The sequence below is a fragment of the Ramlibacter sp. P4_H7 genome (assembly GCF_056400765.1).
The window spans coordinates 143,516-161,341 of the sequence record NZ_JBFUKP010000004.1 but is presented as its reverse complement, the minus strand read 5'-3'; the positions used below and the strand labels follow the sequence as shown (position 1 = coordinate 161,341).

Annotated in this window: 12 protein-coding genes; 10 read left to right on the top strand and 2 right to left on the bottom strand. The window is 66.1% G+C overall.

What is annotated here, in order from left to right; genetic code table 11:
• Positions 1–43 precede the first annotated feature (43 nt).
• The 4 genes from AC1DSA_RS07700 (at position 44) to AC1DSA_RS07685 (ending at position 5,616) form a co-directional block, all read left to right on the top strand.
• Complete coding sequence (locus AC1DSA_RS07700) at positions 44–1,714, top strand: hypothetical protein (RefSeq protein WP_477887714.1); 1,671 nt, start codon at positions 44–46, stop codon at positions 1,712–1,714.
• 183 nt (positions 1,715–1,897) lie between these two features.
• Complete coding sequence (locus tag AC1DSA_RS07695) at positions 1,898–3,667, top strand: DEAD/DEAH box helicase (RefSeq protein ID WP_477888038.1); 1,770 nt, start codon at positions 1,898–1,900, stop codon at positions 3,665–3,667.
• A 180-nt stretch (positions 3,668–3,847) separates the two neighbouring features.
• On the top strand, positions 3,848–5,179 hold the full coding sequence (locus tag AC1DSA_RS07690) for a DUF3696 domain-containing protein (RefSeq protein ID WP_477887712.1): 1,332 nt from the start codon (positions 3,848–3,850) through the stop codon (positions 5,177–5,179).
• Positions 5,176–5,616, top strand: a complete 441-nt coding sequence (locus tag AC1DSA_RS07685) for a hypothetical protein (RefSeq protein WP_477887710.1) — start codon at positions 5,176–5,178, stop codon at positions 5,614–5,616. The genes AC1DSA_RS07690 and AC1DSA_RS07685 overlap by 4 nt, the downstream gene beginning before the upstream one ends.
• 78 nt (positions 5,617–5,694) lie before the next feature.
• Here the strand turns inward: AC1DSA_RS07685 and AC1DSA_RS07680 are convergent, their stop codons facing one another.
• On the bottom strand, positions 5,695–8,322 hold the full coding sequence (locus AC1DSA_RS07680) for an ATP-binding protein (protein WP_477887708.1): 2,628 nt from the start codon (positions 8,320–8,322) through the stop codon (positions 5,695–5,697).
• Between the two features lie 194 nt (positions 8,323–8,516).
• On the opposite strand from AC1DSA_RS07680, the gene AC1DSA_RS07675 reads away from it, so the two are divergent.
• Complete coding sequence (locus AC1DSA_RS07675; RefSeq protein WP_477887706.1) at positions 8,517–9,863, top strand: hypothetical protein; 1,347 nt, start codon at positions 8,517–8,519, stop codon at positions 9,861–9,863.
• A gap of 43 nt (positions 9,864–9,906) precedes the next feature.
• Here the strand turns inward: AC1DSA_RS07675 and AC1DSA_RS07670 are convergent, their stop codons facing one another.
• Complete coding sequence (locus AC1DSA_RS07670; RefSeq protein WP_477887704.1) at positions 9,907–11,274, bottom strand: class II 3-deoxy-7-phosphoheptulonate synthase; 1,368 nt, start codon at positions 11,272–11,274, stop codon at positions 9,907–9,909.
• 309 nt (positions 11,275–11,583) lie between these two features.
• Between AC1DSA_RS07670 and AC1DSA_RS07665 the strand changes: the two genes are divergently transcribed.
• From AC1DSA_RS07665 to AC1DSA_RS07645, 5 genes are all read left to right on the top strand, one after another.
• Positions 11,584–11,970: a ComEA family DNA-binding protein gene (locus AC1DSA_RS07665; RefSeq protein ID WP_477887702.1), complete on the top strand. Its 387-nt coding sequence runs from the start codon at positions 11,584–11,586 to the stop codon at positions 11,968–11,970.
• Positions 11,971–12,182: 212 nt separating this feature from the next.
• Complete coding sequence (locus AC1DSA_RS07660; RefSeq protein ID WP_477887700.1) at positions 12,183–14,786, top strand: OmcA/MtrC family decaheme c-type cytochrome; 2,604 nt, start codon at positions 12,183–12,185, stop codon at positions 14,784–14,786.
• 107 nt (positions 14,787–14,893) lie between these two features.
• The gene (locus tag AC1DSA_RS07655) at positions 14,894–15,481 is read left to right on the top strand and encodes a YdeI/OmpD-associated family protein (protein ID WP_477887698.1); all 588 of its coding nucleotides are present in this window, start codon (positions 14,894–14,896) and stop codon (positions 15,479–15,481) included.
• Between the two features lie 235 nt (positions 15,482–15,716).
• Positions 15,717–16,700, top strand: a complete 984-nt coding sequence (locus tag AC1DSA_RS07650) for a TAXI family TRAP transporter solute-binding subunit (RefSeq protein WP_477887696.1) — start codon at positions 15,717–15,719, stop codon at positions 16,698–16,700.
• A gap of 23 nt (positions 16,701–16,723) precedes the next feature.
• Positions 16,724–17,701 (top strand): Bug family tripartite tricarboxylate transporter substrate binding protein, encoded by a 978-nt coding sequence (locus tag AC1DSA_RS07645; protein WP_477887694.1) that lies wholly within the window; start codon positions 16,724–16,726, stop codon positions 17,699–17,701.
• Positions 17,702–17,826: the final 125 nt, after the last annotated feature.

Below are 17,826 nucleotides of genomic sequence, written 5' to 3'. Positions count from 1 at the left end.
ATACTCGCCCTGCGCGGCGCAGAGTTGCAGCAGGTCACGCTCCATGCCCCTTCCCATTCCGATCTCCAGAGCCCTGGTGCTGGCCGGCGTCGTGCTGGCGGCCAGCGCCTCTTTCGGCGCGAGCGCCGCGCCCAGGACCGTGTGCACGATCACGGTCAACTCGCCCGACGAGAAAGAGACCTTCCGGCGCCATCTGCCGCCCGGTGACTACCGCTTCGTCGAACTGGTCGAGCGCGGACGCAAGGACTGGCTGGCGTCCGCGTGCGAGCAGAAGGTCTCGTGCGACGCCCTGATCATCTCCGGCCACTTCGACGGCGGGGAAGAGTTCTACACCGACCGCCATGACACCAGCGAGTACCTGACCGTCGCCGAGATGGAGAAGGCGTCCTGCAGCGACTCGTGCCCCGGCGTGTTCGCGCACCTGAAGGAGGTCTACCTGTTCGGCTGCAACACCCTGCAGCCGGAGCCCAAGCAGGTGGCGTCCGGCGAGATCGTGCGCGCGCTGATGCGCTCGGGCCATTCGCAGCCCGATGCGGCGCGCCTCTCGGCCCTGCTGGGGGAACGCTACGCCCGCAGCAACCGGGACCGCATGCGGCAGATCTTCAAGGACGTGCCCGTCCTCTACGGCTTCTCGTCGAAGGCGCCGCTGGGGCGCTACGCCGGTCCGCTGCTCGATCGCTATTTCCAGACGGCCCCGGCGGGCGAGGTCGGCAGCGGCCAGGTGAGCGCGAAGCTGCTCAGCCTGTTCGCTCCCAGTTCGATGACGGTGACGCCCGGCCTGCGCGATGCGGACACTCAGGCGAGCGCGCGCGCCGAGTCCTGCCGCTTCGTGGACGAGCGCTTGGCCCCCGAGCAGAAGGTCGCCTTCTTCCACGAGATGCTGCAGCGGGACATGGCGCAGGTGCGCCTGGTCCTGCAGGACCTGGAGCAATTCACCAGTTCCATGAGCCCGGCGCAGCGCCGCGAGGGCAAGACCGCCGCGGCGTTCGCGAAGATCGCCAGCGACAAGGCCGCGCGTGATCGCTTCCTCACCTTCACGCGAGATGCCGACGAGCCTGGCGTGCGCACGCGGATGCTGGCGCTGGCGAAGAACATCGGCTGGCTCACCCCTGCCGAGGAGCAGGCCGAATTCGTGCGCATGCTGTCGGACCGCATGGCCGCCGGCCTGGTGGGCCGCGAAGAAGTGGACCTGGCCTGCGCGCGCGGCCGCGAAGGCGCCGACGACGCCATGTGGCGCCCGCTCCTTGGCGGAGCGCTGAAGTACGGCAAGGTGGCCCCGGCCGCCACGCTGGCCTGCCTGGGCAGCGTCGAGGCCCGCGCGCGCGTCGTGCGCACGGTGGCCAGCGACAACGCCGACGAGATCGCGGTGGCGCAAACCTACCTGCGCCACCGGCCGTTGTCGGACGCAACGGAAGTGCGCGTGCTTGCGAACGCGATCGCGCGCATGCCCGCGTCCGCCGCACAGGTGCGCGCGCTCGACACGCTGGCGCAGCAACGCGTGTCCGATCCTGAAAGCCTGCGTGCGATCGCCGGCCTGTTCCCGCAGGCGCGCTCGCTCGAAGTACAGCGCGCGATCGCCGGCATCCTGATCCGCGCCGACCACCGCGTACTGGGGCAGGCGGAGCTGGCGCGATCGCTGAAGCAGCAGCGCCTGAAGTCGCCGGACGGCGAGGACGTGATCGACGCGTTGATTCGGGTGCTGCAGGCGGGGTAGTCACCCCCTTTGCGGCTGCGAGGGACTCCGCTTGCTACAGCGCTGTAGCACGAAGGGTTGCATTCAAGCGCCCTACGAAAACCGACACTTGTCACAACTTGTTCCCTCGCGGATCATGCGCAGCAGGGGGAAGAACAAGCAGTGGCCACATTGATACCGGCCCTGGGCTCGTGCGCGGCGCGCATGACCCCGGGCGAGAGGCGCCTGGCGGAGCGCCTGGAGCACAAGCTCGATGACGATTACCTGCTCTGGTACGACGTGCCCGTGGGACCGAAGCAGACCCATCCCGACTTCGTCGTCATCCATCCGCGCCGCGGCCTGCTGATCCTGGAGGTCAAGGACTGGCGGCTGGACACCATTCGCAGTGCCACGCGCGAGCGCTTCGAGATCGCGCCGGACGGCCAGCTCAAGGTCGTCATCAATCCCGTGATGCAGGCCAGGCACTGCGCCATCCAGGTGGTGAACGCGCTGGAGCGCGACCCGCAGCTGGTGCAGCCTGATGGCCCGCACAAGGGCAAGCTGGCCTTTCCGTGGGGCCACGGCGTCGTCTTCAGCAACATCACCCGCCAGCAGTTCGAGCAGGCCGGCCTGGGCGAGGCCATTCCGCCGCACCTCGTGATCTGCAAGGACGAGATGCTGGAGAGCGTGGATGCCGAGGCCTTGCAGCAGCGGCTGTGGGAGATGTTCCCGCACGCCTTCGGCAGCCAGACGATGACGCTGCCGCAGCTGGATCGCGTGCGCTGGATCATGTTCCCGGAAGTGCGCGTTCCCGGGCCGGGGCAGGGGGCGCTGTTCGACGAAGCCTCCGAAGACCTGCCGGACATCATGCGCGTGATGGACATCCAGCAGGAGCAGCTGGCGCGCAGCCTTGGGGAGGGCCACCGCGTGATCCACGGCGTGGCCGGTTCGGGCAAGACCATGATCCTGGGCTACCGCGCCGAGCACCTGGCCAAGCTGCCTTCGCCCAAGCCGGTGCTCGTGCTTTGCTACAACGAGCCGCTGGCGGTGAAGCTGGATGCGATGTTCCAGGCCAAGGGACTGGCCGACCGCGTGCACGCCCGCAACTTCCACAAGTGGTGCCGCCAGCAGCTGAAGGCTTACGGGCAACCGATCCCGCCGCAGGGCAACGGCATGTTCGACCGGATGGTGGACAACGTCATCCATGCCGTGGACCGCCAGCAGATTCCCGCCGGCCAGTACCAGGCCGTGCTGATCGACGAGGGCCACGACTTCAAGCCGGAGTGGTTCAAGCTGGTCACGCAGATGGTGGACCCGGAGACCAACAGCCTGCTGGTGCTGTACGACAGCGCGCAGAACATCTACGGCCAGGGCAAGAGCCATCGCAAGTTCAGCTTCAAGAGCGTGGGCATCCAGGCCGCGGGCCGCACCACCATCCTGAAGATCAACTATCGCAACACCAAGCAGATCCTGCAGACCGCCAACCTGGTGGCCGCCGAATTCCTGCAGCCCGACGCGCAGGACGAGGACGGCACGCCGCTGGTGCAGCCCGTGAGCTGCGGCCGCGAAGGCCCGGCGCCCCTGATCGTGCGGCTTCCGAGCCTGCGCGACGAAGCCCTGAAGATCGCCGACCTGCTGGCCGCCGCCCACCAGGAAGGCCACGCCTGGGGCGACATGGCCATCCTGTGCCGCCGCCATTCCGTGATGTTCGAGTGCGCCGGCGTGCTGCGCGCCCGCGGGCTGCCGCACCAGGTGCGCGAGCGCTCCGGCGACTTCGCGCCGCTTGCGAACAGCATCAAGGTGATGACGATGCATGCGAGCAAAGGGCTGGAGTTCCCCGTTGTCGCGGTGCCTGGCGTGGGGCAGATGCCGGAGGAGGGGGAGGAGGTGGGGGATGAGGCGAGGTTGTTTTATGTGGCGGCGACTAGGGCGACGCAGAGGTTGGTTGTGACGCTAAGCGGAATCAGTCAATTTGGTTTCGCCCTGAGCGAGTGATACCTGAATCAAACTCGGCAAGAGTAAGTGGTTTCCACGCGATTATGAAACGACCATCCGACGGCAAGGCGTGCACCGGTTCATGATCGTTCTAAGCCTTGAACGTCAGTTGGCTTGGAATGCGGACTACGCTGAGTACGTTACTATCGGCGACATCATGTTTCATGAAATGGGAGGCCCATGAGGGTTTCACTCACGAACGTACGCGGTTTCGAGGGGACGCACCACGTTCGTCTGCGGCCAATAACTGTCTTGATTGGCGAGAACAGCTCGGGGAAGACTACTCTTCTTGCCGGGATTCATGCGGCGCTGAACCCTCAATTTCCGACCGCGGAGAACTTGTTCAATCGACCGCCGTTTGACTTGGGCAGCTTCGACACGATTGCCACCTACCGCGGGGGTAAGTACGGTCGGGCGACATCCTTCGGACTGGGGTGGGAGTTGGGCGATGCCGCGCAGCCGAAGACGCTGTCTGCCACGTTTCGCAGCGCGGATGGGACGCCGCGCATGGACAGCTTTATCGCGTACTTCATGGGTAACGAGGTCCGTGGCAGCATGGCTCCTTCAGGCGATATTGAGATCGAACTCGTTTTCAGGAATTTCGGGCTAACTAGGCACTCTCCAAGCGGAACGGGACGCGCGCCGCTGCGAGCCAAGTTCAAAGTAGCGAGGCAGCCGCTACAGGCAAAGAGTTTCCGTCTCGATAACTTGTTTGCCTACTACGTGGACTCTTTGAGGTCGAAGTCAGATCAAGGCGTGAAGATCACCGCTGATGTGGGACGCACATTAGACGTGCTTCAGGAGATGTTCGGCCCACGACACCTGAGCGTGCCTCACGTCACTGCTCTTTCTCCGTTGAGAACAAGACCTAGGCGGACCTACGACGAGCTAAATGATGAGTTCAAGCCTGAGGGTGACCACGTGCCGCTCATACTGGCTCGATTGCTTGCGGCGCGACAGAAAGAGCCGGGGCCAGAAATAGCGGCGCTGATGAAGTACGGGCAAGCGTCGGGGCTGTTCGAGAAAATCGACGTTAAACGCCTGGGCAAGCAACCTAGCGACCCCTTCCAGGTTCGAATAAAGATGAAGGGCCCAGACGCCAACGTGGTTGATGTGGGGTATGGCGTAAGCCAGGCGCTACCTATCGTGATGGAATCCATCACAGCGCCCGACCGGGAGATGCTACTGATTCAGCAGCCAGAGGTGCACCTCCATCCGAAAGCGCAAGCGGCTTTAGGAACTTTTTTCGCTGAATTGGTAGCCAGTTCAAAGAAGCAGTTCGTCATCGAAACTCATAGTGATTATCTGGTTGATCGGATAAGAATTGCGGTCGCAGATAAGCTAATTAAGCCAGATCAGGTTCAGTTGCTGTATCTAGAGCGCCAAGGACTGGACATCAAGATTCATCAGATGGAATTGGACGAGTATGGAAATATCAGTAACGCCCCTGCTGGCTATCGAAAATTCTTCCTTCAGGAAGAACTAAAACTGATGAGCCGAGCATCGGCATGAGCATCATCGTGGATGCGAACTGCGCGTTAGAAGTCCTTAGTCCGACTCCGAGCGATGACTTCCAGCCGGTATTCGAAACCATCATGGAAAAGGGCGGGCGACTCGCATATGGCGGCTCGAAACTTAGGAAGGAATATCAGGCACTCTCGACTGTCTGGAAGTTCATCGTCGCATTGGACAGGGCGGGAAAGGCAAACGCTTACCCGGACGCTGAGATCGACGCTCTACAGCAAGCTTTCACGTCCAGTGGAGCGCTCAAATCGGATGACCCACACATCATCGCCTTGGCGCAGGTGTCGGGCGCGCGACTGCTCTGCTCGCGGGACAAAGCCCTCCATCAAGACTTCCTTGCAAAGGAATTGATCGACAAACCCCGTGGCCGGATTTACCAGAATTCCAAGCATGCAAAGCTTTTGCGGGCGCATTGCCAAAAATGATTCCCGAATCATCACTCCCCCGGTGCGAACAATGCCGGCGTCATTCTGAGTGACGTTCCAGTGAAGTGAGGGCACGATTTACCCAGCTCTCTCCACCAACCCCTTCACCCTCCCCACCAACTCCCCCATCGCGAACGGCTTCGTCACCACCTCCATCCCCTCGTCCAGCAGTCCGTTGCCCACCGCCGCACTCTCGGCATAGCCGGTGATGAACAGCACCTTCAGGCCAGGGCGTGACACGCGGCCCGCGTCGGCCACCTGCCTGCCGTTCAGGCCGCCCGGTAGGCCCACGTCGGTCAGCAGCAGGTCGATGCGCGCATCCGATTGCAGCCAGCGCAGGCCGGCCTGGCCGTCGGCCGCGGTCAGCAAGCGGTAGCCGGCGCTTTCCAGTTCCTCGGTCACCAGCGTGCGGATGGTGGGTTCGTCCTCGATCAGCAGGATCACTTCGCCCGACGCCTGCGCATCGACCGCATGGCCGGTGCGCGTGTCCGGCAGATGTTCGGCGGCGCCGTGGTGGCGGGGCAGGACCAGGTGCATGGTGGTGCCGCGGCCCGGCTCGGACTCGATGCGCACCTGGCCGCAGGACTGGCGCACGAAGCCGTAGATCATCGACAGGCCCAGGCCCGTGCCCTGGCCCAGCGGCTTGGTGGTGAAGAAGGGGTCGAAGGCGCGCCCCATCACCTCCGGCGTCATGCCCGCGCCGGTGTCGGTCACGCTCACCTGCACGTACTCGCCAGCCGGCACGTCCAGGGCGGCGGCGGTGCGTTCGTCCAGCACCTCGTTGCGGGACTGGATCGTCAGGCGGCCGCCGTGCGGCGCCATGGCGTCGCGGGCGTTGATGCACAGGTTCAGCAGCGCGTTCTCCAGCTGCGAGGCATCCACCCGCACCACCCAAAGGTCGGGCGTGCCGTCCGTGTGCAGGTCCACCGACGGGCCCACCGTGCGGCGCAGCAGCTCCGCCAGGCCGGCCACCAGCTGGTTCACGTCCAGCGCCTTGGGGTCCAGCGTCTGCCGGCGCGAAAAGGCCAGCAGGCGCTGCGTCAGCGCGGCGGCGCGCTGCACCGAACGCAGCCCCATGTCGATGTAGCGCTTGTTTTCAATCTGCCCCTGGGCCAGGCGCTTTTCGATCACCTGCAGGCTGCCGCCCATGGCGGCCAGCAGGTTGTTGAAGTCGTGGGCGATGCCGCCGGTGAGCTGGCCGATGGCCTCCATCTTCTGCGACTGGCGCAGCGCCGCCTCGGTGGCCATCAGCTCGCGCGTGCGCGCCTGCACCTTCTGCTCCAGCGTCTCGTTGGCCTCGCGCAGGCGGGCCTGGCTGTCGCGCAGTTCGGCCATGCCGCGCGCGCGCTCGGTGGCGGTGCGGGTGCGCTCGGCCACGTCGCGGATGAAGGCGTGCTCGTCGGCCGTCCACGCGCGCACCTCGCCATGGTTCACGTACAGCAGGGCCACCAGCCGCCCGCGCTCGACCACCGGCACGTTGACGAAGGAGCGGGCATGCTTTTCCTCCAGCGCCGCGGCCGCCTCCTTCGTGCGCGGGTCCAGCCGCACGTCGACGATGGTGGTGAACTCGTTGGCCTTCAGGCCTTCGATGAAGGAGCCGTAGTCGCGCAGGCGAATCACGCCGACCAGCGTTTCGACGCCGGGCGCGGTCCAGTCGCGCAGCACGTGCAGGGTTTCCGCGTCGGGGTCGATGCCGGCGTAACCGACACGGCTCACCTCCAGGGTGCGGCCCAGGATCTCGGCGGCCGCATAGCCGATGTCCACCGGGTCTTCCAGCTGGCGGAACCGGTCGGTCAGCTCCGCCACCGCCTCGCGCCGGTGCTGCGCGGCCACCCGGTCGGTGACGTCCACGCCTTCGATGAAGATGCCGGTGACCGTCCCCGCCGGGTCTCGGATCGGCTGGAACACGTAGTCGACGTAGCGGTCCGTCACGGGGCCGCCCGGCTGCAGCTGCATGGCGTACCTGGCGCCGTATTCCGCGAAGGCCTGGCCGCTGGCATAAACCTGGTCCATCAGCGCCACATAGCCTTGCTGCGCCGCGTCCGGCAGCGCCTCGGCCACGGTGCGGCCCAGCAGGTCGCGGTGCCCCACCAGCTTCATGTAGTTGGGGTTGGCCAGTTCGTAGCGGTGCGTGGGTCCCTGGATCATGGCCATGAAGCTGGGCGACTGCTCGAACAGGCGCGCCAGCCGCTCGCGCTCGCTGTCCTTGAAGCGCTCGGCCTGCACCTTGGCAGTCGTTTCCAGCACGATGGCCATCACGCCGCAGGGGCGGCCGGCTTCGTCGAGCAGGGGAGAATAGTCCAGGTCCATCCACACCTGCTCGCCCGGGCCATGCCGGTGCAGGGTCAGCTCCTGGTCGCGGAACTTGAGGGTGCCGCCGGCCAGGCCGACCTTCATCACGTGGTCGTTGAAGTCGGCGACTTCGGGCCAGCCCTCGCGCACCGCCGAGCCCAGCAGGCGGGGATGCCGCTCGCCGGCGAAGACGGAATAGGCGTCGTTGTAGATCATCACGCCGGGCTCGCCCCACAGCATGACGATGGGCACCTGCGAGCGCAGCATCAGCGCCGTGGTCGCCTTGACGTGCGACGGCCAGTTGGCCACGGGGCCGAGCGCCGTGCGGGACCAGTCGAAAGCGGCGATCAGGCGGGCGAGTTCGCCGCCGCCGGCCAGGAAGGGGAAGGGTGCGTCGACGGGGTTGCGGGTCATGCAGCGGGACCGGAAAAAGGGCGAAAGCCCCAGCGGCCGCGCCAGTGGAGAATCCTACCGTCGGGCCCCGCACTTTTGGCTCAGTTCAGGACGCGGATGTGCGTAGGCCCATCGGCAGCTCGACCGTAGCAGCGGGTCATTTGAAACTGCCGGTGCCCTCTCCTAAAGTGCCGGGGGCACGCAAGGAGGTCACCATGCGCAGCCTGCCCGGACTCGCGACGGCCCTCATCCTCGCCGCCTTCGTCACCGCCAGCCCCGCGCAGGAGCTGCGAATCGGGACCAGCTTCGTGGGCAGCACCTACGGCGTCGACAGCGGCGTGTTCCCTCCCGACACCAACGGCGCGGTCGGAAAGAGGCACATCGTCGAACTTCTCAACGGCCACCATGCGGCCTATCGCAAGAACGACGGTTCGCGGGTCGCGTCCTCCTCGCTGGAGCAGTTCTGGATCGACGGGGGCGTCGCGCCCCGCGGCTTCGTGATCGATTCGCGCGTGCTGTTCGATCCGGCTGCGAATCGCTGGTACGCGTCCTCCTTGTCGATCAACTTCGGCAATGGCCCGGACGATCTGCTGTTCGCGGTGTCCAAGGACGACGACCCGACGCAGGGCTGGTCCGCGTTCAGCGTCCCGTTTGCCGGGCCTGTCGGAACCTTCGGGGACTTCCCCACGCTCGGCTTCAACAGCGACGGCATCTTCGTCTTCACCAACGGTTCGGTGCTGGTGGTTCCCAAGGCGGACGTGCTGGGGTCCCAGCCGACGCTGGCGCGCGCCAGCCTGGTCCAGAGCCGGGACCTGCTGACACCCGCAGGCGGGAAGATCCAGCCGGCCGTGAATCTCGACAATTCGGCCGCCGCGCTGCTGTTGGGCACCTGGGACGTCGAGGGCTCGGTCATGCGGATCTGGCGCCTGTCGGGAGGATCGATCACGCCCGTGCTCGTGCCGGACGCAGTCTTCGTGAACCTTGCGTTCTATCCCCTGCCGGGACCGGCAGGAGCGCTCCAACCCGAGTCGGGCATCGGGATCTTTCCGAGTTCGCCGTTCCTCGCCACCAGCGTCGTGCTGCGCAACGGGCTGCTCTGGGGCGTGCAGACGGTCGCGAACCTGGGACGCGCCGCGCTGCGCTGGTTCGTCATCGATCCGGCGACGAACACACGGCTGCAGGAAGGCCTGATCTCTGACGGGACCCATGATTTCTTCATGGGGTCGCTCGCGGTGAATGGCTGCGGCGATGTCGTCATCGGCTTCAACCGGTCGGGCACCGACCAGTTCGTGAGCGTGTACGCGGTGGCGGGAACGACCCAAGGCAACGTGACCACGTTCGGTGAACCCATCCTGCTGCGGGCAGGCGTGGCCCGGTACGAGCTCACGGGCGGAGCGACGGCCGCGCGTTGGGGCGACTACAGCGCCACCGTCGCGGACCCGCAGCACGTGGGGACCTTCTGGACCTTCCAGGAGTGGCCTTCAGCGCTGAACGTCTGGTCCACGCAGGTCACCGAGCTGCGGCTGCACCGTGGCGGCGGCGGTGGGTCGTGCCGAAGCTAGCCGCACCGGCGCAACACCTTCCGGCACCCGGACGACCGAAAGCTCAACCCGACCGCAAGCGGCGCGTCTTCAGCACGTCGGCGATCAGGAAGGCCAGCTCCAGGCTCTGCGAGCCGTTCAGCCGCGGGTCGCAGGCGCTGCGATAGCGCGAGGCCAGGCCTTCGTCGGTCAGGGCCTGCGCCCCGCCGCGGCACTCCGTGACGTCCTGGCCGGTCATCTCGAAGTGCAGCCCGCCGGCGTAGGTGCCTTCCTGTGCGTGCACCGCGAAGAAGCCGCGCACCTCGTCCAGGATGCGCTGGAAGTCGCGGGTCTTGTAGCCGTTGGAGGCGGTGACGGTGTTGCCGTGCATGGGGTCGCAGCACCAGACTGGCGTGCGTCCCGCATCGCGCACGGCGCGCACCAGCGGCGGCAGCCGCTCGGCGACCTTGTCGCTGCCCATCCGGCTGATCAGCACGACGCGCCCCGGCTGCTGCTGGGGGTCGAGCACGTCGAGCAGGCGCAGCACGTCGTCCGTACTGGCCGTGGGGCCCAGCTTCACGCCCAGCACGTTCTCCAGGCCGCGCAGGTACTCGACGTGCGCGCCGTCCAGAGCGCGCGTGCGCTCGCCCAGCCACAGCATGTGGGCCGAGCCGCCGTACCAGCCTTGCGCGCGCTCGCCGCGGCGCGTCAGCGCCTCCTCGTAGTGCAGGTGCAGCGCCTCGTGCGAGGTGTAGAACTCCACCGCATGCAGCTGCGGCGCCTGCGCGGCGTTGAAGCCGCAGGCTTCCATGAAAGCCAGCGACTGCGTGATGCGGTCGGCCAGCTCCTCGAAGCGTTCGCCCTGCGGGCTGGAGCGCACGAAATCGGCAGTCCAGCGGTGCACCTCGCGCAGGTCCGCGAAGCCGCCCTGCGCCAGCGCGCGCAGCAGGTTCAGTGTGCCGGCGGAATGGGAATAGGCGGTCAGCAGCCGCTGCGGATCCGGCTGCCGCGCCTGCGGCGTGAAAGCGCCGTCGTTGATGATGTCGCCCCGGTAGGAAGGCAGCGTGAGGCCGTCGACGGTCTCGGTGTCGGACGACCGTGGCTTGGCGAACTGGCCGGCGATGCGGCCGACCTTCACGACCGGGCAGGCCGCGGCATACGTCAGCACGACGGCCATCTGCAGGATGACGCGGAAGGTGGACTCCACCGGGCCGGCACCGAAGTCGTCGAAACTTTCCGCGCAATCGCCGCCCTGCAGCAGGAAGGCCTCGCCGCGCGCCACGGCAGCGAGCCGTTCGCGCAGTTGCGCGATCTCGCCGGGGAAGATCAGTGCCGGCCAGGCGGCCAGTCTTTGCTCCGCCTCGGCGAGCGCCCGGGCATCGGCGTAGAGGGGCAGTTGCCGCGCCGGCCGGTCGCGCCAGGAGGCAGGCGTCCAGGGTGGGGTCGTTGGCATGGCGGGGACCTCCGATGCCGCATTGGAACGCCGTTGGCGTGAAGCGCACCGCCTCGCTGCGTCCCGGCAGACCCCGCGGCACGACCCGTTCCACGCGAGCGACATCGTCGTTCGGCAGCTTCCGTGCGGCGATGCGTGAAACCAATTGGACCAAAGTCCAATAGCCGTGCTTGAGCAGGCTCCCCATAGTTTCTTGCCCGGATCGGTGAAGTCTCGTCAATGCAGCCGAGGAACTCCCGGACGGCGGGGTGACAGTCGGTTGGAGCGCCCATGCGGCGCCGCAAGGTTGAGGGACCTGGAAACTGCCCAATGAGAGACCGCCGCACCGAAACAGTTCTGATCGGCCTGGTCCTGTGCCTGGCCGCGTCCCTGACGCAGTGCGTCGATGCGTCGTCGCGGCCCATGGCCGGCCCGGCCAGCTCAGTCCAGGGCGAGAAGCCGCTGGCAAAGAAGGACGGGGCGGCCGAGCGCGCTGTCGAACCGCTGGACATCAACAGTGCCACCAAGGCAGAACTCAAGACGCTGCCTGGCATCGGCGATGCGGAGGCGGCCAGGATCATTGCGGGCCGGCCCTACCTGTCGAAAGCCCACCTGCAGACCCACGACATCATTTCACCCATGCAGTACCAAGCCCTGCGCGAGCTCGTCGTCGCCAGGCAGAAGGACGCGAAGTTCCTGAAGTCCGCCAGCAAGTGAGTAGAACTATCCACCGAGGAGGTAGCATGCGTCTCCTGTTCGATGCTTCGCAGAAGCTGCCACGCCTTGCCATCGTCGTCGCAACCGCAGCCTTGTTGCTCCTGAATGGCTGCTCGGGCGGAGGCGACGACGCGCCCCCCGCCGAAACTCAGCCGGTACCTGGTCCTCTCCCGCCTGCGCTGATTCCCGCGAGCGTGGTGGACGCTTCCCTGATGAGCGCGGGGCAGTTCGCCGCCCTTCAATTCAATGCGACGATCACGAGCGCGGTCGTCGCCGGCGCGCCGGTCGTCAATTTCACGGTCACCGACCAGGACGGCAGAGGCATCAGCGGGCTGGGGCTCGCCACCAAGGCGTCGACGGCGACCGTGCCGCGCTACCAGAACCTCGCCTTCACCATGGCCAAGCTGATCCAGGACCCCCTGCTCGGGGGAGGCGGGCCAAGCAGGTGGATCAGCTACATCGTGACGACCGTGCCGACCACGACTGTTGCCGCGACAGCCCAGCGTCCCAACACCGAGAGCAACGGCAAGCTGGTCGACAATCGCAATGGAACGTACTCCTACACCTTCTTCCGGGACATCACGCAGGTGAAGGCGCAAGTCGACGGCCTGAAGCTCACCGGCCTCAATGTGGCGGCCGACCTGGGCGACTTGAGCTTCCAGCCGAACGTCATCCACCGGGTCGTGTTGCAGATTTCCGGCGCCGCCCCGGGCACCGGCACCAACACCCCCAACGAGGTGCAAACGACCCCGGCCGTGCCGATCAGGAATCCGAACAACGCGGTCTTCGACTTCATTCCGGCGACCAACCAGCCGGTTCCGGTGACGGACCCGTTGCACCGCCTGATCGTCGACAAGCTGAGCTGCAACGAATGCCACGGCAAGCTCGGCGGTATCCCCGGCAGCGAGAGCCAGACCTTCCACGCCGGCAGCCGCTACGACCCGCGCTTCTGCGTCACCTGCCACACCGACCAGCGCAAGTATGGACGGGCGCATGCGACTTCGGTGAACAACGTGTTCACCGGCGACACCTCCGTTGCCGACGGCGTGACGTTTGGAAATTTCCCGAACCTGATCCATCGCATCCACAAGGGCGAGTTGCTGGTCAAGCAGGGCTACAACTACGCCGGCGTGCTGCCCAATGAAACCAAGTTCCCGCAGGACATCCGCAATTGCACCAAGTGCCACGACGGCACGGATCCCAAGGTCGCTCCGCAGGCCACCAACTTCAAGAACGTGCCCAGCCGCTTGGCTTGTGGCGCCTGCCACGACGGCATCGACTTCGCCACCGGCCTGGGCGTGACCAACGCCGCGTTCAACCAGGCCAAGATCAGCGGCACGACGGCGGCGGCCACCGGCCACCTCGGCGGCGCGCAGAGTGACGACGCGAATTGCAACTCTTGCCACGACGCGACCTCGATCGAGAAGGTCTACCACCTGCCGATCACGCCGCCGAATCCGGCCAATGCGCTCGCCGTCACGGGCGGCAACAGCAACACCAACGCCGCGTGGATTGCCTCCAAGGCCAGCAACCTGCCACCCGGCGCGATCAAGGTGACCTACGACGTCGTCAGCGTTTCGCGCAATGTGGCCAGGCGCCCGGTGATCGTGTTCAAGGTGCTGCAAAACGGCATTCCGGTGCCGATCACCCCGTTCGGCAGCGGCGCCACCGAGATGTGGCCCGGCTTCATGGGCTCGCCCAGCGCCACCTTCGCGTTCGCCGTGCCGCAGGACAACGTGACGGCGCCGACCGACTTCAATGCGTCGGCTTCGGGCTACCTGAGAAGCATCTGGAACGGAACGGCCACCGGCACCGGCGCGGGAACCTTGGTCGGCCCTGACGCCGACGGCAACTACACCGTGACCCTCACGGGCGTCACCGTTCCCGACAACGCGAAGATGCTGACGGGCGGCATCGGCTACAGCTACAGCCTGAAGACCACCATGCCGCTGACGCAGACCAACCTGGTGGACACCTCGCTCCTGGATCCGAACCGAACTCCGCGCTTTGGCCTCAGTCCCGCCACGGCGACCGACCTGACGGCTGGGATGCCGAACTTGCAGGGCGGCCTGGTCGTCATCGCCCCGGACGTGCAGAAGGTCGGCGTCGGCTACACGGGTCGCCGCGCCATCGTGGAAGACAAGCGCTGCAACTCGTGCCACGAGGAACTGGGCGTCTTCACGACCGAATCCTTCCACGGAGCCCAGCGCAACGACGGCTCGACCTGCGCGTGGTGCCACACCCCCAACAGGACCAGCAGCGGCTGGATTGCGGATTCGACCGCGTTCATTCACGCGATCCATGCCGGCGACAAGCGCACGAAGCCCTTTACCTGGCACGCAAGCGCCGTCGGCGAGTCTTTCGCGGACATCAAGTTCCCGGGCATCCTGAACCGGTGCGAAACCTGCCATTTGCCCGGGACCTACGACTTCAGCAACAGTGACTCGGCGGCGCAGGCAGGCAATCGCCTGTTCCGGACGGCGGCCACGGGCACGGTCGTGACCAGCACTTCGACCGATCTGCAGAAGTTCTCGACTTCGCCGTACGTCACCACCGGCACCAACTATGGCAGCGGCTTCAGCTTCAACGCCGCCACGGGGGCGGCGACCCAGGCGGCCGCGACCACCCTGGTCAGTTCGCCCACGACGGCGGCCTGCTTCGGTTGCCACGACTCGACCACGGCGCAATCTCACATGACGGGGAACGGCGGCGCGATCTATGAACCGCGCTCCACGGCGCTTGCCAAGGTGGAGCCATGCCTGGCTTGCCATGCGCCTGGCAGTTTTGTCGACATCAAGCTGGTGCATTCGAAGTAGCCGGCGGGACCCTCGCAAGCCGGCGAGCTTGCGAGGGTTTCGGCCGTTTCGGTGGTTCCCGCACGGATGCTGAGCGCCAGTTTCGGTGCCGGACCTAAACTGACGCGATGCACAAGGCAGCCGCGCCAACCCAGGAAGCACTTCGTTTTGCCACGCAGCGCGCATTCGAGACCTGGATGGGAAAGAACCATGCGTCTTCCGATGGCGCCTGGCTGTTGATCTCCAAGGCAGGCGCGGAGAAGCCGACCATCACTTACCCACAAGCAGTGGAGGTGGCGCTTTGCCATGGGTGGATCGACGGCCAGAAGAAGCCGTTCGACGAACGACACTGGCTCCAGCGCTTCACGCCCAGGCGGGCCCGCAGTCTGTGGTCGAAGACGAATCGCGCAAGAGCGGAGGCGTTGATCCAGGCCGGTCGGATGCAGCCCCATGGAATGGCGGAAGTCGCCCGGGCAAGAGCCGACGGCCGATGGGACGCCGCCTACGATGGCGCGCGAACGGCAGAGGTGCCGCCGGATCTGGAGCGGGCACTGGCCGAACGACCCGAAGCTCGTCGTTTCTTCGGCGAACTGGACGGCGCGAACCGTTATGCGGTCCTGTGGCGGGTGCAGACTGCCAAGAAACCGGAGACGCGTGCCAGGCGGATCGCCCTGCTGGTGGAGATGCTGGCCCGAGGCGACAAGATCCACGGATGAATGCGCGAGCGTGCCTCGAGCGTTCTTCCTGGCGTCCGACACTCCGCGAGTTCTTCTATCGCGGCCACCTCAAGACTGTGGGGATTGGAGGGCCGCGCCAATCGGGGATAGCTCCCCTCGGGCGCCTGCCAAGGAGCGATGAGAATCCACTGGCTGTGACCACGGCTGCTGCGGGTCGGACACTGCGGCCGGCAGTCAGGCATCTCTCCACTTTCCTGAAGAAAGGCTCTAGGACATGACAGCTCAACGCCAAGCGATCGGCACGAAGGGCAGCCGGCTTGACCTGACCATGGTGGGCGATTGGGGCACCGCCAACTTCCACACCATCTGGGGCTGGGTTTCGGCCCACCTGCGTTGGCGCTCCGCGCCATTGTCCAAGTTCAACATCCGGACCGGCAGCGCTTATCGTGACAGCGTCGAGCTGGTCGGCATGGGGGAGGCCGACCTCTCGGTGACCACACCGATCCACGCCGGGGTGAGGTGGGCGCGCGAGGGCAGGCACTTCTATGCCGGACGTGCATTTCCCAACCTGCGCACGCTCGGCCACCTGCCGCAAGACGACCGGCTGACCCTCGCCGTGCGCGCAGACACCGGCGTCCGGTCCTTTGCGGACATCCGCGAGAACAAGCCTGCGCTGCACATTGCCATGCCGCCGCGGCAGGACGACTGCCTGTGCAGCTATGTGATCGACCTGATCTTCAGGGCGCATGGCATCGAACCGTCGGACATCGTCGAATGGGGAGGCTCGTACTTCGAGCACGAAAATCCCCGCGCCACGCTGAAGATGGCGCAGTCCGGCCGCTGCAACGCCGTGTTCAACGAGGCGATCATGGTCTCCAACTGGAGCGAGCTGGTCAGCCAGTACCCGATGAACTTCATCCCGATCGAACCCGAAGCGATGCGCGTGCTCACCGAAGACTACGGCTTGCGCGCAGCCGTGATCGAGAAGGGGCGGCTGCGCAATGAGCAGGACGTGCCCTGTCTCGATTGGTCCAACTGGGGCATCCTGTGCCGCGACGACATGCCTGACGAGGTGGCCTACCGCGTGACCGCAGTGCTGGTCGAAGAGCGTGCGGAGTTCGAAGCCCGCTTTCGCCACATTCCCGTGCACCAGAGTCCGCTGACCTATCCCATCGACCCCAAGCGCATGCCGCACGGCGTGGATGCACCCCTGCATCCCGGGGCGGAACGCTACTACCGGGAACACGGCTACCTCTGACGCAATCCATCAGGAGACGAACCATGGGGCAACCTGCCAACTTCATCCGGCGCCGCACCTTGCTCGCCGCGACGGCCTGCGTCGCCGTGCCTCTTGCGCGCGCGCAAACCTATCCTGCGCGCACCGTGAGCATCATCGTTCCGTTCGGCCCGGGCAACGCCTACGACCTGATGGCACGCTACCTGTCCGACCGGCTCCGGGACGCGCTGGGGCAGCCTTTCATCGTGGACGCGAAACAGGGCGCGCTGGGCAGCGTCGCTGCTTCGTACGTGGCGCGGTCGCAGCCGGATGGCTACACGCTTCTGTTCGGGGCGAATTCGACGCATGCCGCGAACATCCACCTGTTCAAGAAGATCCCCTACGACCCCGTCGCCGACTTTGCGCCGATCACGACGCTGGCCACCATCCCCCAGGTGCTGGTGGTGTCGCCCACGCTCAACGTGAACACCCTGGCTGAACTCATCGCCCTGGCGAAGAAGCAGCCGGGCAAGCTCAATTACGGAAGCTCCAGCGCCACCGGGCGCGTGGCGTCCGAGGCGTTCCGGCAGATGGCCGGCATCGACGCCGTGCATGTGCCGTACAAGACGTCTTCGCAGGCGATCACCGACCTGGTGGGCGGGCAACTGCACTTCCTGGTGACCGATGCCGGCCTCGGTATTGCGCAGTGGCAGGGCGGGAAGGTGAAGGCCCTGGGCGTCACTTCGCAGCAGCGTGTGCCGGCTGTTCCGGAACTTCCGACCATTGCCGAAGCGGGCCTGCCCGGTTACGAGTTCACCGCGTGGCTGGCGCTGTTCGCTCCAGCGAAGACCCCGCAGGCGATCGTCGGCAAGCTGGCCGACGCTGTCAACGCGATCGTCCGCAGCCCCGGCATGCAGGACTACCTGGCCAAGATGTACGCGCTGCCGTTCCCGGGCACGCCGGAATCGCTGACAGCGCTCATCGATCGCGACTCGGCGCGCTGGGGCCAGTTGATCAAGGCCGCGGGGATCGTGCCGGAGTGAACTTGGGACGCGTGAGATTGCTGTGGGATCCAGGAGCCGTGGCCCGCACTGCCCCCGACGGATCCTGTCCCGCCAGCATCTGATGCGGGCGCATCCATCTTCGACTCCGGATGGCCTGGAAGAAC

Excerpts from the sequence above, each read along its gene's own strand:
- AC1DSA_RS07700 (WP_477887714.1), top strand. The coding sequence starts at position 44 with ATGCCCCTTCCCATTCCGATCTCCAGAGCCCTGGTGCTGGCCGGCGTC.
- AC1DSA_RS07695 (WP_477888038.1), top strand. The coding sequence starts at position 1,898 with ATGACCCCGGGCGAGAGGCGCCTGGCGGAGCGCCTGGAGCACAAGCTC.
- AC1DSA_RS07690 (WP_477887712.1), top strand. The coding sequence starts at position 3,848 with ATGAGGGTTTCACTCACGAACGTACGCGGTTTCGAGGGGACGCACCAC.
- AC1DSA_RS07685 (WP_477887710.1), top strand. The coding sequence starts at position 5,176 with ATGAGCATCATCGTGGATGCGAACTGCGCGTTAGAAGTCCTTAGTCCG.
- AC1DSA_RS07680 (WP_477887708.1), bottom strand. The coding sequence starts at position 8,322 with ATGACCCGCAACCCCGTCGACGCACCCTTCCCCTTCCTGGCCGGCGGC.
- AC1DSA_RS07675 (WP_477887706.1), top strand. The coding sequence starts at position 8,517 with ATGCGCAGCCTGCCCGGACTCGCGACGGCCCTCATCCTCGCCGCCTTC.
- AC1DSA_RS07670 (WP_477887704.1), bottom strand. The coding sequence starts at position 11,274 with ATGCCAACGACCCCACCCTGGACGCCTGCCTCCTGGCGCGACCGGCCG.
- AC1DSA_RS07665 (WP_477887702.1), top strand. The coding sequence starts at position 11,584 with ATGAGAGACCGCCGCACCGAAACAGTTCTGATCGGCCTGGTCCTGTGC.
- AC1DSA_RS07660 (WP_477887700.1), top strand. The coding sequence starts at position 12,183 with ATGAGCGCGGGGCAGTTCGCCGCCCTTCAATTCAATGCGACGATCACG.
- AC1DSA_RS07655 (WP_477887698.1), top strand. The coding sequence starts at position 14,894 with ATGCACAAGGCAGCCGCGCCAACCCAGGAAGCACTTCGTTTTGCCACG.
- AC1DSA_RS07650 (WP_477887696.1), top strand. The coding sequence starts at position 15,717 with ATGACAGCTCAACGCCAAGCGATCGGCACGAAGGGCAGCCGGCTTGAC.
- AC1DSA_RS07645 (WP_477887694.1), top strand. The coding sequence starts at position 16,724 with ATGGGGCAACCTGCCAACTTCATCCGGCGCCGCACCTTGCTCGCCGCG.